Origin of the sequence: Roseovarius sp. CH_XMU1461 (assembly GCF_037027165.1) — a bacterium.
GTDB classification, from domain to species: domain Bacteria; phylum Pseudomonadota; class Alphaproteobacteria; order Rhodobacterales; family Rhodobacteraceae; genus Roseovarius; species Roseovarius nubinhibens.
Window position 1 is genome coordinate 207,406 of the sequence record NZ_JAYMDV010000004.1, and the last position, 16,163, is coordinate 223,568.

Annotated in this window: 10 protein-coding genes; 4 read left to right on the top strand and 6 right to left on the bottom strand. The window is 64.1% G+C overall.

Annotated features, from left to right (window positions below):
* The first annotated feature begins 5 nt into the window (after positions 1-5).
* Genes nuoL through nuoN form a run of 3 tightly spaced genes read left to right on the top strand, consistent with a single transcriptional unit; the run spans position 6 to position 5,191 of the window.
* Positions 6-2,189 carry an NADH-quinone oxidoreductase subunit L gene (gene nuoL / locus WA237_RS14000; protein ID WP_442970267.1) on the top strand — a complete coding sequence of 728 codons (2,184 nt, stop codon included), beginning with the start codon at positions 6-8 and terminating at the stop codon, positions 2,187-2,189.
* Entirely contained in the window at positions 2,189-3,745 is a 1,557-nt protein-coding gene (locus WA237_RS14005; protein WP_009814887.1) for an NADH-quinone oxidoreductase subunit M, read from the top strand. Before nuoL ends, WA237_RS14005 begins: the two co-directional genes overlap by 1 nt.
* Before the next feature lie 12 nt (positions 3,746-3,757).
* Positions 3,758-5,191 carry an NADH-quinone oxidoreductase subunit NuoN gene (nuoN, locus tag WA237_RS14010; protein WP_336098380.1) on the top strand — a complete coding sequence of 478 codons (1,434 nt, stop codon included), beginning with the start codon at positions 3,758-3,760 and terminating at the stop codon, positions 5,189-5,191.
* Positions 5,192-5,382: 191 nt separating this feature from the next.
* On the opposite strand, the gene WA237_RS14015 is transcribed toward nuoN, so the two are convergent.
* From WA237_RS14015 to WA237_RS14025, 3 genes are all read right to left on the bottom strand, one after another.
* Complete coding sequence (locus WA237_RS14015) at positions 5,383-7,932, bottom strand: hypothetical protein (protein ID WP_336098382.1); 2,550 nt, start codon at positions 7,930-7,932, stop codon at positions 5,383-5,385.
* Between the two features lie 133 nt (positions 7,933-8,065).
* Positions 8,066-9,358, bottom strand: a complete 1,293-nt coding sequence (locus tag WA237_RS14020) for an O-acetylhomoserine aminocarboxypropyltransferase/cysteine synthase family protein (RefSeq protein WP_336098385.1) — start codon at positions 9,356-9,358, stop codon at positions 8,066-8,068.
* A gap of 174 nt (positions 9,359-9,532) precedes the next feature.
* Positions 9,533-10,540, bottom strand: coding sequence for a hypothetical protein (locus WA237_RS14025; RefSeq protein WP_336098386.1), 1,008 nt, complete (start codon positions 10,538-10,540; stop codon positions 9,533-9,535).
* A gap of 158 nt (positions 10,541-10,698) precedes the next feature.
* On the opposite strand from WA237_RS14025, the gene WA237_RS14030 reads away from it, so the two are divergent.
* A complete protein-coding gene (locus WA237_RS14030) occupies positions 10,699-11,655 on the top strand; it encodes an aminotransferase class IV (RefSeq protein WP_336098388.1) in 957 nt (318 codons plus the stop codon).
* Between the two features lie 32 nt (positions 11,656-11,687).
* On the opposite strand, the gene WA237_RS14035 is transcribed toward WA237_RS14030, so the two are convergent.
* The 3 genes from WA237_RS14035 to WA237_RS14045 are packed head-to-tail and all read right to left on the bottom strand — an operon-like array spanning position 11,688 to position 16,162.
* Entirely contained in the window at positions 11,688-12,431 is a 744-nt protein-coding gene (locus tag WA237_RS14035) for an SDR family NAD(P)-dependent oxidoreductase (RefSeq protein ID WP_216016574.1), read from the bottom strand.
* A 9-nt stretch (positions 12,432-12,440) separates the two neighbouring features.
* Positions 12,441-14,087, bottom strand: coding sequence for a hydantoinase B/oxoprolinase family protein (locus WA237_RS14040; protein WP_336098389.1), 1,647 nt, complete (start codon positions 14,085-14,087; stop codon positions 12,441-12,443).
* Positions 14,084-16,162: a hydantoinase/oxoprolinase family protein gene (locus WA237_RS14045; protein ID WP_336098391.1), complete on the bottom strand. Its 2,079-nt coding sequence runs from the start codon at positions 16,160-16,162 to the stop codon at positions 14,084-14,086. Before WA237_RS14045 ends, WA237_RS14040 begins: the two co-directional genes overlap by 4 nt.
* Position 16,163: the final 1 nt, after the last annotated feature.

The window sequence follows — 16,163 nt, forward strand, 5'->3', positions numbered from 1 at the left end:
GCCAGATGATTTTCAAGACAATCCTCTTTGCGCCGCTCATCGGGGCGCTCATCGCGGGCTTTGGCTGGCGGATCATCGGCGACAAGGGCGCGCAATGGGTCGCGACTGGCCTGCTGTTCCTCGCCTGTCTGCTGAGCTGGGTCGTGTTCCTCGACGGGGCGCATCATGCCGATCCCGTTCACATTCTCACCTGGGTGCAATCCGGCACGCTCGACAGTGCCTGGGCAGTGCGGGTCGACCGTCTGACCACGATCATGCTGATCGTGATCACCAGTGTCTCGGCGCTCGTGCATCTCTATTCCATGGGCTACATGGCGCATGACGAGAATTTCGCAGAAACCGAGAGCTATCGCCCCCGGTTCTTTGCCTATCTGTCTCTGTTTACCTTTGCCATGCTGATGCTGGTGACGGCGGACAACCTCGTGCAGATGTTCTTTGGCTGGGAAGGCGTGGGCCTCGCGTCCTATCTGCTCATCGGGTTCTACTATCGCAAGCCTTCGGCCAATGCCGCGGCGATCAAGGCCTTTGTGGTCAACCGGGTCGGCGATTTCGGCTTTATCCTCGGCATCGCGGGTCTGTATTTCATGACCGACTCGATCCTCTTTGACGATATTTTCGCAGCCGCCCCGGAGCTGGCGGAAACCAGCGTGAGCTTCCTGTGGACCGAATGGAACGCGGCGAACCTGCTGGCCTTCTTGCTCTTTGTCGGCGCGATGGGGAAATCGGCCCAGCTCTTCTTGCACACATGGCTGCCGGACGCGATGGAAGGCCCGACCCCGGTGTCGGCGCTGATCCATGCCGCGACCATGGTGACGGCGGGCGTTTTCCTCGTCTGCCGCATGTCGCCGCTGATGGAATACGCGCCTGAGGCGACGGCATTTATCACCTTCCTCGGGGCGACCACGGCCTTTGTCGCGGCGACCATCGGTCTCGTGCAGAATGACATCAAACGCGTCATCGCCTATTCGACCATGTCGCAGCTTGGCTATATGTTCGTGGCCGCCGGTGTCGGTGTCTATTCGGTGGCGATGTTCCACCTCTTCACCCACGCGTTTTTCAAGGCGATGCTGTTCCTCGGCGCCGGTTCGATCATCCACGGGATGCATCACGAGCAGGACATGCGGAACTATGGCGGGCTGCGCAAAAAGCTGCCCTATACGTTCTGGGCGATGATGATCGGCACGCTGGCAATCACCGGCGTCGGCATCCCGCTCACCACCATCGGTTTTGCCGGCTTCCTCAGCAAGGATGCGGTGATCGAGAGCGCCTATGCCGGCACGCAAGGGGGCTATGCCTTCTGGATGCTGGTGGTGGCCGCGCTCTTCACCAGCTTCTACAGCTGGCGTCTGATGTTCCTCACCTTCTGGGGCGCGCCGCGGGGCGACAAGCACACCCATGATCACGCGCATGAAAGCCCGATGGTTATGCTGGTGCCGCTGGGCGTGCTGGCGCTTGGTGCGGTGTTCGCCGGGATGATCTGGTACAACAGCTTCTTTGGGAAAACCGACAAGGTTGCCAATTTCTTCAACGTGCCTTTCGTGGCCGAGGCAGCCCATGGCGACGATCATGGCGCGGCCAAGGATGACCATGGCGCAGAGGCCAAGGCCGATGACCACGGTGCAGAAGCGAAAGCCGACGATCATGCAGCGGCTGACGCGGGTCATGGCGAGGACAAGGCCCATGGCAAGGCAGACGGCAAAGCCGCCAAGCCGCATTACGTCCTGAGCGGCAAGCCGGGTGCAGGGGCGATTTACGCCGGGCCCGACAATGACGTGATCAACGAGGCGCATTACGTGCCGAAATGGGTCAAGCTCAGCCCGTTCATCGCGATGCTCATCGGTCTGGCCACCGCGATCTGGTTCTATCTCGTGAACCCGAGCCTGCCCGGCCGTCTCGCGCAGAACCAGCGTCCGCTCTACCTGTTCCTGCTCAACAAATGGTACTTTGACGAGATCTATGATTTCGCCTTTGTCCGTCCGGCCCGTGCGCTTGGCGCGCTGCTGTGGAAACGCGGTGACGGCAATGTCATCGACGGCACGATCAACGGGGTTGCGATGGGGATCATCCCCTTCTTTACCCGCCTCGCTGGCCGCGCGCAGTCCGGCTATATCTTTACCTATGCCTTTGCCATGGTGATCGGGATCGCGGTCCTTGTCACATGGATGACGATCAGCGGGGGAGCTGAGTGATGTCGAACGTCCTGACTATGACAACCTTCATCCCGCTGATTGCCGCAGCGATCCTTGCGATCTTTCTGCGCGGTGAGGATGAGTTTGCCCAGCGGGCGGCGAAATGGGTGGCCCTTGTGGCCACGGTGCTGACCTTCCTCGTCTCCATCGCCATTCTCGCCCAGTTCGACCCGGCCAACCCCGGCATGCAGATGGTCGAAGAAGCGCCCTGGCTCATGGACATCAAGTATAAGATGGGCGTCGACGGGATCAGCATTCTTTTCGTCATGCTGACCACCTTCATGATGCCGATCACCATTGCGGCCTCGTGGAACGTGACGACGCGGGTCAAGGAATACATGATCGCCTTCCTCGTGCTCGAGACGCTGATGCTCGGCGTGTTCATGGCGCTCGATCTCGTGCTCTTCTACCTCTTCTTCGAGGCGGGTCTGATCCCGATGTTCCTGATCATCGGGATCTGGGGCGGCAAGGAGCGTATCTACGCGAGCTTCAAGTTCTTCCTCTACACCTTCCTCGGCTCGGTTCTGATGCTGGTGGCGATGGTGGCGATGTTCGCGGATGCCGGCACCACCGATATCGTCGCGCTGATGAAGCATGAGTTTGCCTCGGAGAGCTTCTCTGTCCTCGGCATTCATGTGCTGGGTGGGATGCAGACGCTTCTCTTCCTCGCCTTCTTTGCGAGCTTTGCGGTCAAGATGCCGATGTGGCCGGTGCACACCTGGCTGCCCGATGCGCATGTGCAAGCGCCGACCGCCGGGTCGGTGGTGCTGGCGGCGATCCTGCTCAAGATGGGCGGCTATGGCTTCCTGCGCTTTTCGCTGCCGATGTTCCCGGTGGGCGCCGATGTGCTGACCCCGCTGATCCTGTGGATGAGCGCGATCGCCATCGTTTACACCTCGCTCGTGGCGCTGGCCCAGCAGGACATGAAGAAGCTCATCGCCTACAGTTCCGTGGCGCATATGGGCTATGTCACCATGGGGATTTTCGCAGCCAACCAGCAAGGCATCGACGGCGCGATCTTTCAGATGATCAGCCACGGCTTTATCTCCGGCGCGCTCTTTCTCTGTGTCGGCGTGATCTATGACCGGATGCACACCCGCGAGATCGATGCCTATGGCGGGCTCGTGAACCGGATGCCGGCCTATGCGCTCATCTTCCTGCTGTTCACCATGGCCAATGTCGGCCTGCCGGGCACCAGCGGGTTCATCGGCGAGTTTCTCACCATTCTCGGGGTCTTCCAGGTCAACACCTGGGTGGCGCTGGTCGCGGCGACGGGGGTCATCCTCAGCGCGGGCTATGCGCTCTGGCTCTATCGTCGGGTGGTGATGGGCGAGCTGATCAAGGAGAGCCTCAAGTCGATCTCGGACATGACCACACGCGAACGCGCGATCTTTGCGCCGCTGGTGGTGATGACCCTGCTGCTGGGTGTCTATCCCAGCCTCGTGACCGATATCATCGGCCCCTCGGTCGAGGCGCTGATCACCAATTACGATACCGCGGTGTCGGAGGCGCAGGCTGTGACACAGCATGCCGCGACCTCGGCAACCTCGCATTGACGGAGACCTAAGATGATCCAGGCTGATCTGAATATTCTGCTGCCCGAGATTGTGCTCGCGGTCTATGCGATGCTGGGCCTTCTGGGCGCGGTCTATACCGGCAAGGACCGGATGGCGGGGATGCTGGTCTGGCTGACCGCCGGGCTGTTCGTGGCGCTGGCCTTCTATATCGCCTCGGCCACCGGCACGCGCACGGCCTTTGGCGGCATGTTCATCGACGATGGCTTTGCCCGCTTTGCCAAGGTGACGATCCTGCTCAGCGCGGCGGCGGTTCTGGTGATGAGCCAGGATTACATGGCGCGGCGCAACCTGCTCAAGTTTGAGTATCCGATGCTTGTGGCGCTGGCCGCGGTCGGCATGATGGTGATGGTGAGCGCGGGCGATCTGATGGCGCTTTACATGGGGCTCGAGCTGCAATCGCTGGCGCTCTATGTGATCGCCGCATTGCGTCGCGACAGCGTCAAATCCACCGAGGCCGGGCTCAAGTATTTCGTGCTGGGCGCGCTCAGCTCTGGTCTGCTGCTCTATGGGGCGTCGCTGGTCTATGGCTTTGCCGGGACGACCTCCTTTGCCGGGATCATCACCGCGGCCGAGGGTCACGCGCCGCTGGGGCTGCTTCTGGGCCTCGTCTTTGTGATCTCGGGCATGGCGTTCAAGATCTCGGCGGTGCCGTTCCACATGTGGACGCCCGACGTCTATGAAGGCGCGCCGACCCCGGTCACCGCCTTCTTTGCCACCGCGCCCAAGATGGCGGCGATGGGGCTTTTCGCACGGGTGGTCTATGACGCCTTTGGCGGCATCATGTCCGACTGGCAGCAGATCGTGGCGCTGCTGTCGGTGCTGTCGATGTTCCTCGGCGCCGTGGCGGCTATCGGTCAGCGCGATATCAAGCGGCTCATGGCCTATTCCTCGATCGCGCATATGGGTTATGCGCTGATGGGGCTGGCAGCCGGGACCGAGCTTGGCGTGCAGTCGATGCTCATCTACATGGCGATCTATGTGACGATGAATGTCGGCACCTTTGCCTTTATCCTGTCGATGAGCCGGGACGGCCAGCCGGTGACGGATATCCAGGGTCTCAACATGTATGCCCGCGCCAACCCGGTGCGTGCGCTGTCGATGCTGGTGCTTCTGTTCAGCCTCGCGGGCGTGCCGCCCTTCCTTGGCTTCTTTGGCAAGTTCTACGTGCTGCGCGCGGCCTATGAAGGTGGGCTCGCGTGGCTCGCGATTGCCGGTGTGGTGGCCTCGGTGATCGGAGCCTATTACTATCTGCGGATCGTCTTCTTCATGTATTTCGGCGAAGAGCGCGAGCCGCTGGATCGGCCGCAATCGCCGGTGCTCTGGGGCTTTCTCGTGGCCTCGGCAGGTGTGATGACAGTGGGGATCGTGTTCCTCTTCGGCATCGAGAACGTGGCGCAGGCCGCGGCCCTGTCGCTCATCAAATGATCTGAGTTCCGGCCCTTCGGGGTCGGGACGCTCGAGACACCAGAACGGCGCGCCTTGAGGGGCGCGCCGTTTGCGTTTGGTACTGGTGTTCGGTGTCATGTCATGGGCCGCGCGTGGGGCAGGCCATGGTTTCGGGGTATTTGAAACCAGAAAGAGGGGCTGCTGTGCCCGAGTGATGCGGTGCTGCGGGCTTAGCCGCGGGGCATGGTCAGCACGACATTCTTGCCGCGTTTGACGTAGCGCAGCTCGCTGCTGCCGATGGCCGAGACCGAGCCGCCGTCGAGCCTGTCGCCGACCTTGACCTTCTTGTAGCGGCCATTGGAGAGCCGGACGAGGGCGCGGCGGCTGTTGGCCGAGCCATAGACGCCGATGAGATTGACCTTGCGCAGGTTGATCACATTCTGCTCGGTCGCCTGTTTCGAGACAGAAGCCGCCGAGGGGCGCGAGGGCGCGAGGCTCTGTGCGGCGGGGACCGGCGTGCTGGCGGCCACTTTGCGGGCGCGCTCGACCTTGTCAGCAAAGCCGCGCGGGCGCGGTTTGGGTTGCGGCGAGATCTGCACCGCCTGACGGGTGGGAGAGACGAAGGCGCCGCGGGCCGGGTCGGTGGCGGCAACATTCGCCGTAGAGGCGGCGGCCACGGCTGCGGTGATCGCGGCCGTATCGACGGCGGGGGTCGCAGGCTCGGCCGCGGGCTCGGGTTCGGGCTCTTGCGCGGCGGCGGCTTGCACCACGCTTTGAGGGCGCAGGCGCGGGCGATTTTGCGCGAGTTCGGAATTTGCGGCGGGTGTTTCCACCTCGGTGGCCAGATCTTCGGGGCGGAGTTTTGGAGCGACCTCGGCCAGGCTGGCAAGGGCGGCAGTGTCACTGGCGGCTACTGTCGTCTCGGCCGTGGAGGCCTCGGCGCTTGCAGCATCCGCCGGGCGGGCCATGTCGCGCGGTGGGGTGCGCTCGGGTCGGCCGGCGATGACGCGTACGCCTGTCTCCGAGCCTGTGTCGGTTGCCGCCACGGCGGGCCCTGTGCTGGGTTCTGTGCCGGGCCCAGTGCTGAGCTCTGCGTCGAGCGAAATGGCGGGGGTCGCTACCGCGCCTGCTTCGGACGGGGCCAAATCGCCCAATGCGGCGAGGCGGAGCAGGGCGCTCGGCTCTGGGCGCGACAGCGGGAGATCGGCGCTTGTCAGGCCGAGGCTGCCGAGCGGGGTCGCGGCGGGCTCTTCCGGGGCGGCGGGGGCCATCTGCCAGATACCGGTGGCGGCATAGCGAGCGCGCGCCTCATCGGCGGTGAGCGCCACGGGGACCACGGGCGTGGCCGGGCGGCTGGTGTCTTGCGAGCTATCGCTTTGCGGGTCCGGGCGCACCACTCGGGCGGGGGTGGCCTGCGTGCCGGTGGCGAGCGCTATGGGGTCCTCGGGGTCGGGCTGGCTGCTCAGCGCGACGGTCTCTGTGGTCTCAGCTTGATTGTCTTTGAAAAGGCCTGCGAGCCCTTCGTCGAGGGTCGAGGCCCAGAGCGCCACGGCGACCAAGAAGACGATCAGCGCGGCGGTCAGAATTAGGCCGAGAAAGCGCGGCTTACCACCCACCTGCTGTTCGCGCGCGCCAAAGACGGTCAGGCGGTTCTTTTCCTCGTCGCGCGGCCTGGTCCCGGGTCTGGCGGGCTTGCGTGCCTGTGCGGGACTGTCTGCAGCGCTGTCCTTGGCGGATTTCGCCGGAGAGGTTTTGCGGCGGCGGGAAAAGAAGCTGCCCGATGATGTGGCCTCCGGCGTCGCCTCGGCGCGCGGAGAGGCGGCAGGGCGCGACGCCGCGGTGGCGGCGAGAGGGGCGGCGTTCGCAGCTTTGGGAGCGGCAGTGGCCAGCGGGCTGAGCCGCGACACGCCTTCGAGGCGCGGCGCGTCGTCAGCGGCATCGTCACCGCGCTTGGCGCGAATGCTGGTGAACCCGGCCTTGGCGGCGGGGGCGCTGTCATCGCTGCTTAGGCTCTGGGCCAGCGCGTCGCGCATCTCGGTCGAGGGCGGGATGTCTGGCTTTGGGGCAGGGGCTTTGGCAGGCGCGGGTGCCGTGAGATCGACCTCGGGCAGGGCGAGGGTGATCTTTGGCGCGGCGGTCTCCGGCGCCTGATCCGGCAGTGCTGACTCTGCCGTGGTCTCGGGCTCTGCAGGCGCGGGCGAGGCCTCGGCCGGCGCGTCGAGCGGTGCGCTCTGCACCGGGATGACATGGATGCGCGACATGTCGCGATCAACAGTTTCCCCCTCCGCTAGATAGCGACCTGCCACCGAGGTGGTGCCAAAGAAAGGCTCGCCGGTGAAACATTCCTCGGCCGGGAGTGCCACGAAACTGACCGGGGCAAAGTCATGCTCGACGGCAAAAGCCTCGGCCTCGGCCAGAGTTTCACGGGCCACGGCGGCAATTTGCACCCGGTCGCCCGACACCGACCAATCATAGGCCAGATCGGAGAGCGCATAGGGCGTGGCCCCGTCAAGCGCCGCCGCCACGAACCCGGCGCGATCCTCGGCCCAGCTCTCATCCGTTGGCAGATCGAGATATTTGATCTGACCATCCGGGATCACAAGCTTGGTGGTAAAGCCGGAGGGCGCGAATTTTTCCGCCTGGAGCCGCAGGTCGGCCAGCGCCTTGCTCAGGTCCGGCTGATCGAGATCGACCTCGCCCACCTGATGCCAACCCATATAGGCGCGGCGCAGAAGGCCGATCCCGTCGAACGAAAGAGAGAGGGCAAAATTCGGTTTCATCGGCTCAAATTTATCACTGGCTCATACTCGGCGCGAGTCATCATGACAGGCGGGCGCAGGAGGAGGCGGTTTCCTGCTGGAACAGGGGGGATGGCCGATCCGCGAACCGGCCATCCAGAGGTGTCAGCTGCGCTCAGCCATGCGCTGCATTCAGCGCCTGATCGAGATCGGCCATGAGATCCTTGGCGTCTTCGATGCCGATCGAGATTCGCACCACATTGGGCGCGGCGCCGGCGGCCTTTTGCTGCTCTTCCGTGAGCTGGCGGTGGGTAGTCGAGGCGGAATGGATCACCAAGCTGCGCGTGTCGCCGAGATTGGCCACATGGCTAAAGAGTTCGAGACTGTCGACGAATTTGACACAAGCGTCATAGCCGCCCTTGAGCGCCACGGTGAAAAGCCCGCCAGCGCCCTTGGGGCAGATCCGCGCCACCCGGTCATGATAGGGCGACGAGGCGAGACCGGCATAGGTCACGGCCTCGACATGGGGGTGGTTTTCGAGCCATTCGGCGATCTTCTGGGCGTTGTCCACATGACGCTCCATGCGCAGCGACAGTGTCTCGATCCCCATCAGCGTGTAATGCGCCGCCTGCGGGTTGAGCGTCATGCCGAGATCGCGCAGCCCGATAGCGATGCCATGGAAGGTAAAGGCCAGCGGGCCAAAGGTCTCGTGGAACTTGAGCCCGTGATAGGCCTCTTCCGGGGCGCTGAGCGACGGGAACTTGTCCGAGGCGGACCAGTCGAACTTGCCCGAATCCACCACGACGCCGCCGGTCACGGTGCCATTGCCGGTGAGGTATTTGGTCATCGAATGCACCACGAGAGTCGCGCCATGTTCGATGGGACGGCAGAGATAGGGCGTGGCCGATGTGTTGTCGACGATGAGCGGCAGGCCCGCCGCATCGGCGATCTTGGCCAGCGCGTCGATATCACTGACATAGCCGCCCGGATTGGCGATGGATTCGCAGAACACGGCGCGGGTGTCGTCATCGATGGCCGCCTCCACCGCCGCGAGATCATCGGTGTCGACGAATTTCGCAGACCAGCCGAACCGCTTGATCGTCTGGCTGAACTGGGTGATCGAGCCGCCATAGAGCCGGGTCGACACCACCACATTGCGCCCCGGCGCCATGAGCGGAAAGAGCGCCATGATCTGCGCCGCATGGCCCGAAGAACAGCACACCGCGCCAACCCCACCCTCGAGCGTGGCGATCCGTTCCTGCAGCACGGCCACCGTCGGGTTGGTCAGCCGCGAGTAGATGTAACCCACCTCTTGCAGATTGAAGAGCGCGGCGGCGTGTTCGGCGTCGCGAAACACATAGGCCGTGGTCTGATAGATCGGGGTCTGACGGGCACCGGTCGCCGGATCGGGGCGGGCGCCTGCGTGGATCTGCAGCGTGTCGAAGCCATAGCTGGGGGCGTCGGTCATAGGGATATCCTCCTCGGTTGGTTGCGAGAATTGTTAGGGGATCGGCGGGCGGGTCACAATCTTTATCGGCCCCTCAATCGGCACTCTCGCGGTGTCAAATCTGACGAAGACCTTGCCTCTTTCTGGGTCCAAATACCCAAAACCCACGGCCCGGTCCCGGCGGATCATTGGCGTTCAGCGCATCCAGAAGCCTTCGCGCTTGATCTTGTTGCGGATCGCCTGTTCGCGGCGGGGCAGGTCGTTTTGATCGAAGAGCGCGCGCACCTTCTGACCACGGCCCTGATAGACCATGCGCTTGATCGGGTCATAGCTCTTGGCGACCTTCTTGACCCGGTTGGGGGCGAGGGCGGCCTCGATCTCGGCCACAACGGCATCGGATTCGCGCGCATAGAGCAGCGGCAGGATGCGGTAGTGACAAGACACCTCGCCATCGAGAAGCCCGCTGGGCAGGGCCTCGCGGCCACCGCCGAGACTGTGGATCACGAGCGGCAGCGCCACCTGATCGAGCCAGGGATCGAGCTCCTGACAGATCAGCTCTTCGGGGGCGTCGTCGCGGATATGCACGGCGTAGTCGAGAAAACGCTGCCCAAAGACACGCGGGCATTTGTAGAAAAAATAGCCCGCGTTGAAATAGAGATAGCGCTTCCAATATTCATCGGGCTGGCTCAGATCGAGAGAGCTGGCGAAATCGAGGCCGAACTTGTCGTAGAGCGATTTCCACGTGGCGGCATAGCCCGGACCGTAGAGCTCGATCTGCGGCCAGGTGCCTTCGCGGCGCAGCGAGGCGGTGGGGCGGTCGAAATCAAACGGCACCCGCGACAGATCGCCGGTGATGAGCGTGTCCGTGTCGAAAAAGACAAACGGCTCCCCCTCGGGCAGGGCAAAGAGCGCCTCGATCTTGTTGCCATAGGGATAGCTTTGCCCGAAATGCAGGCTCTCGAAGGGCAGGATCTCGGCACCCAGATCCTGCAAGAGCTCGCGGGTCTCGTCGTGTTTGATGCGCGGATCGGAAGTGCCCCAGGCGGGGCCAGGCTGCGGCTCGGCGACGAAAAGCCGGCCTTGAAAATCGGGATTGTTGCGGCGGAATGAGCTGCAGAAAATCACCGCCTCATATTGAAGACGGCCGCCCTGACCGATGATCATCACGTTATAGGGTGAAGAAGGGGTCACCTTGCGCGTCATGCCTGTTCCGTTCACTCGATACTGCTCGGGCGTCACTATAGGCAGAAAAATTCCATGGCAGAAGGGGGAGATGTGCCGATCTCGGGCCAAATCCTTGCGGGGCTTGCAGAATCGCGGCCCGCGCCGGACCATGCCCGCCTATCATCTGCGGAGCCATCATGACCCAAGAGCCATCCCACGCCGATCACAGCACCCATGCCGCAGAAGAAGACGCGCGCAACGAGGCGATCAAGATCTACGTCAATGGCGAGATCTTCCCCAAAGCCGAGGCCAAGGTATCCGTCTATGACAGCGGCTTCATGCTCGGCGATGGCATGTGGGAGGGGCTGCGGCTCTATGATGGCGAATGGGCGTTTTTCGACGAACATATGGACCGGCTGTTCAATTCGCTCAAATCCGTGTCGCTCGACAGCGGTCTGACGCCTGCGGGCGTGCGCGATATTCTCGACCGGACGGCGGCGGCCAATGGCATCACCAGCGACGCGCATTGCCGTCTCATGATCACCCGGGGCCGCAAGGCCAAGCCCTTTCAGCATCCGCAGCTGTCGCGCTTTGGCCCGACCGTGGTGGCGATCATCGAGCATTCGCGCCCCTCGGAGGCGGTGCAGGTCAAAGGCATCCGGCTCGCCACCGTGCCGCAGGTGCGCGGGTTGCCGATGAGCCAGGACGCGAAATACAACAGCCATTCCAAGCTCAACTGCGTGATCGCCTGCCTTCAGGCCGAACAGGCGGGGGCGGATGAGGGGCTGATGCTCGACCCGAACGGCTTCGTGAACACCACCAATGCCTGCAATTTCTTCATCGTGCGACGCGGCGAGGTTTGGACCTCGACCGGCGATTACTGCATGAACGGGGTGACGCGGCAAAAGGTGATCGATCTTTGCATGGCCAATGGCATTCCGGTGCGCGAGAAGAACTATTCGCTTTATGAGGCCTATGGCGCGGATGAGGCGTTTCTCACCGGCACGTTTGGGGCGCAGACCCCGGTGGCAGAGATCGACGGCAAGCGCATCGGTATTCATGAGGGGGCGGGGCCGATGACCCGGCGTATTCGCGCGCTCTACAAGGAGCTGGTGGCCGAGGACGTGGCCAAGCAAAAGGCCGCGCGGGGGTGACGCGCGGCCTATCTAGGTTTTAAACCAGCCGGTTAGACCGTGTAGTTGAGGCCCAGACGCCCGCCGTCGACATAGATCGACTCGCCGGTGATATAGGCGGATTTCTTGGAGCAGAGGAACGCCACCACATCGCCGATTTCACGCGCCGTGCCGGGGCGGCCGAGCGGGGTGCGCGACATCGCGACCTTATAGGCCTCGGGGTTGGCGTTGACGCCGGCCATCATCTCGGTGTCGATCGAGCCGGGGCCGATGGCGTTGACGCGGATGTTGTGCTTGGCCAGCGCGATCGCCGCCACTTTGGTGAGCTGCATGACGCCGCCCTTGGAGGCGCAATAGGCCGGGATCGCGGGGATCGCGAGCTGGGCGTTGATCGAGGACATGTTGACGATGGCGCCTTCGATGCCTTTGTCGACCATGGTGCGGCCGGCGCGCTGCGTGGCGACGAAAACACCGCGCAGGTTGATGCCGAGCACCTTGTCGAAATCCTCGAGACTGTAGCTCAGGAAATCGCCGGGATTGGCGATGCCCGCGTTGTTGACCAGCGCCGCGACGGGGCCGATCTCGGCTTCGATCTTGTCGAACATGGCGTGGATGGCCTCCACGTCGCCCATGTCGCAGATGAGACCCGTCCCGCCGAGCGTCTTGGCCGCGTCATGGACGCTCTCCTTGATGTCGGCCAGCACGATGTAATAGCCGTCTTCGGCGAGGGCTTGGGCGCTGGCATAGCCGATGCCTTGGGCGCCGCCGGTGATCAGGGCAATGGGTTTGTCGCTCATGGTATATCCTCAGTCTTTCAGGTCATAAATCTCGCGGGCCTCGGTGGCGGTGATCTTGCCCGCCTCCAGATCCCGGCGTACCGCATCGCGGTCGCGCTGCACAGGGGGGCCATAGCCGCCGCCGCCCGGCAGGCTCAGCCGCAGGCGCTCGCCATTGCGCACCTTCTGGCGGCCTTTGGAGCGCAGTTTCGTGCCATCGGCAAGCTCGACCCGGCCCGGTGCACCGGGCGCACCGCCTTCGCGGCCTCGGGCCGGATGTTCGACCCGGTCGAACATGGCGTTGAACCAGAAATCATAGCCCTCGCGCGCCTCGATCTCGATCACCTGACCGAGACCGCCGCGCTGCGCCCCGGCGCCGCCCGAGCCTTCGCGCAGATCCTTGCGCCAGACGATGATCGGCCCGACATGTTCGGTGGCCTCGACGCTCATTGTCGAGACGCCCGAGGGAAAAGCGGTGGCGGAAAGCCCGTCGACCTTGGGCCGCGCGCCGGTGCCGCCCGAGTTGAACATCAGGATTTCGCGCGCGGGCAGGCCGCTTGCGGGATCGCTGGCGCGGGCGGCGATCTGGATGTTCCAAAGCGCCGAGGCGCCTTCGGCGGGCACCACGCCGGGCAGCGCATGGTGCAGCGCGCCGAGCACCACATCGGGCACCAGATGGCCAAGCACATGGCGCACGGACACGGGCGCCGGGCGTTTCGCCGCGAGGATACAGCCCTCGGGCGCGGAAATCTCGAACGGTGCGAGAGAGCCCGCGTTATTGGGCACTTCGGGGGCGATGGCGCATTTCAGCGCATAGCAGGCATAGGCGCGGGTATAGACCTCGGGCACGTTGACGCCAAAGGCGCTCATACCGCTGGTGCCGGTGAAATCGGCGCTGATCCGGTCGCCCGAGACCGCCAGCGCCACCGCCATATGCACCGGCGCGTCATAGCCATCGACATCCATCGTGTTGGCATACTGCCCATCCGGCACCTTGGCGATGGTGGCATGGGTGGCGCGGCGGCTGGCCTCGATGATGTAATCGGCAAGCCCTGCCAGATCGGCGATGGAAAACTCGTCCATCATCGCCTGCAGCCGCCGGTCGCCCGCCTCGTTGCAAGCGGCGAGGGAATAGAGATCGCCCACCGTCTGATCCGGGGTGCGCACATTGGCGCGGATCATCTGAATGAGCAGCGGTGAGACCTGACCGCGTTCGGCGAATTTGGTGATCGGGATCAGCAGTCCTTCTTCATAGACCTCGCCCGCATCGGGGCCAAAACCGCGCCCGCCGATGTCCACCACATGGGCGGTGCAGGCGAAATAGCCGATATGCGTGCCTTGCCGGAACACCGGGGTGACCACGGTGATGTCATGCAGATGGCCGGTGCCGAGCCACGGGTCATTGGTGAGGTAGACATCGCCCTCAAAGGTGTTTTGCGGCCCGATCTCGGCGGCGAAATGTCCGACGCTTTCGGCCATGGCGTTGACATGGCCCGGCGTGCCGGTGACCGCCTGCGCCATCATCCGTCCCTGCCGGTCAAAGAGCCCGGCCGAGAGATCGCCCGCCTCGCGCACCGAGGTCGAAAAGGCTGTGCGGATGAGCGTCGTCGCCTGTTCCTCGACCACGGCGATCAGCCGGTTCCACATGATCTGATAGTCGATGTCGGTGGGGCTCATGCTGGGGCTCCTTTCCGGATCAAGAGCAGGCTGCCGTCGCATTGCGCGATGGCGCGATAGGCCGAGGTGACGATGGTGGTGGTTTCGCGTTCGGTGATGACGGCGGGACCGTCGGCGCGCATTCCGGGGCGGAGCGCGTCGCGGGCGATCTCGGCGGCCTCGACGAAATCGCGCTGGGCGGCGTCATAGATGCGGCGCTGTCGGGTGACCGGCGCGGCGCTTTCGCCCTCGGGCATGGCCACCGGGCGCGGCGCGGGCAGGCGGGTCTGCACAACGAGCGACCAATTGGTGATCTCGGCCTCGAGCCCCTCGATGATCCGGCCAAAGAGCCCGCGATAGGCCGCCTCGAACCGATCCCGAAAGAGCGCCGCGTCGGCGGCGGTAAACGTGCCATGGGGCAGGGGGACCGGGATTTCCCAGCCCTGACCCGCGTAGCGCATGAAGGCGGTGAGGCGGATTTCGGTCTCTTGCCCCTCGCTGCCTTGGGCGACAAAGCTGCGCGCCTCGTCTTCAAGCTCGGCCAGCGTAGTGTTGATCGCCTCGGGGGCGAACTGCGACAGGCGCTGAAAGAAACCGCGCGTCGCCTCATAGCTGAACGGTGCCTTGAGAAAGCCGATGGCCGAGCCGACGCCTGCGCCGGGCGGGATCAAAAGCGCGGTGATGCCCAGTTTCTCGCAGAGGCGGCAAGCATGGAGCGGCGCGCCGCCGCCAAAGCCCACCATGGTGAAATGTTCGATGTCGCGGCCATTTTCGACCGTATGCACCCGCGCCGCGTTGGCCATGTTCTCATCCACCATCTCGGTGATACCAAAGGCCGCGTCGGTGGCCTCGAACGCGGCGAGCTTGTCGGCCACGGCGGCCTCGGACAGGGCAGGATCGAGCGGGATGGCGCCGCCTGCGAAATTCTCGGGGTCGAGACGGCCGAGCATCAGGTTGGCATCGGTCACGGTCGGGTTCTCGCCGCCGCGCCGATAGCAAGCGGGTCCGGGCTCTGATCCGGCCGAGCGTGGGCCGACCTGAATGCGGCCCATGGCGTCGATCGAGGCGATCGAGCCGCCGCCTGCGCCGATTTCGACCATTTCCACCACCGGGGTCGAGACGGTCATGCCCGAGCCTTTCTTGAACCGGTAGGTGCGGGCAACTTCAAAGGAATTGGCGGTCTTGGGCTGGCCGTCCTCAATCAAGCAGATCTTGGCCGTGGTGCCGCCCATGTCAAAGCTCAGCACCTTGTCGAGCCCATGACCGCGCGCCAGTTCGGCGGCAAAGATCGCGCCACCGGCGGGACCGGATTCCAAGAGGCGCACGGGCTGTTCCGCGGCGGTTTCGACCGACATGAGCCCGCCGCCGGAATGCAGCATAAAGACCGGCGCGGTGATGCCGGTGTCGCGCAGCCTTGTGACCAAGCGGCCAAGGTAATCGGCTACCTGCGGCTGCACATAGGCATTGGCGATCACCGTGTTGAACCGGGGCAATTCGCGCATCTGCGGCGACACGACCGACGAGATCGACACCGACAGATCCGGCGCCGCCGCGCGCAGGGCCTGGGCGAGCCGCACCTCATGCGCGTCGTTGGCATAGGCATGCATGAAGCCGATGGCGACCGCCTCATAGCCGCCCGCGATCACCAGATCGACGAGCCGCGCCACGTCTGCCTCTTCCAACGGCAGCAGGACATCGCCCTGCGGGCTCATCCGTTCATGGGCGGTGAGCCGGTGCTGACGCGGGACAAGCGGCGCGGGCAGTTCGAGGTTGAGATCATATTGCTCGAACCGGTTCTCCGAGCGCATCTCGATCACATCGCGAAAACCTTCGGTGGTGATAAAGGCGGTCTTGGCCCCGCGCCGTTCGATCAAAGCATTGGTGACCAGCGTGGTGCCATGGATCACCTGTCCGATCCGCTCGGGCGAGACCTGGGCCGCCGCACAGGCCTGAGCAATGCCATCGAGAATGGCCTGTTCGGGGTTGGCGTAATTGGTCAGCACCTTGGTCGTGGCGAGCCCGCCGGGATGGTCGAGGGCCACATCGGTGAAGGTGCCGCCGATATCGACGCCGACGCGAATGTCTTGCTTGGTCATG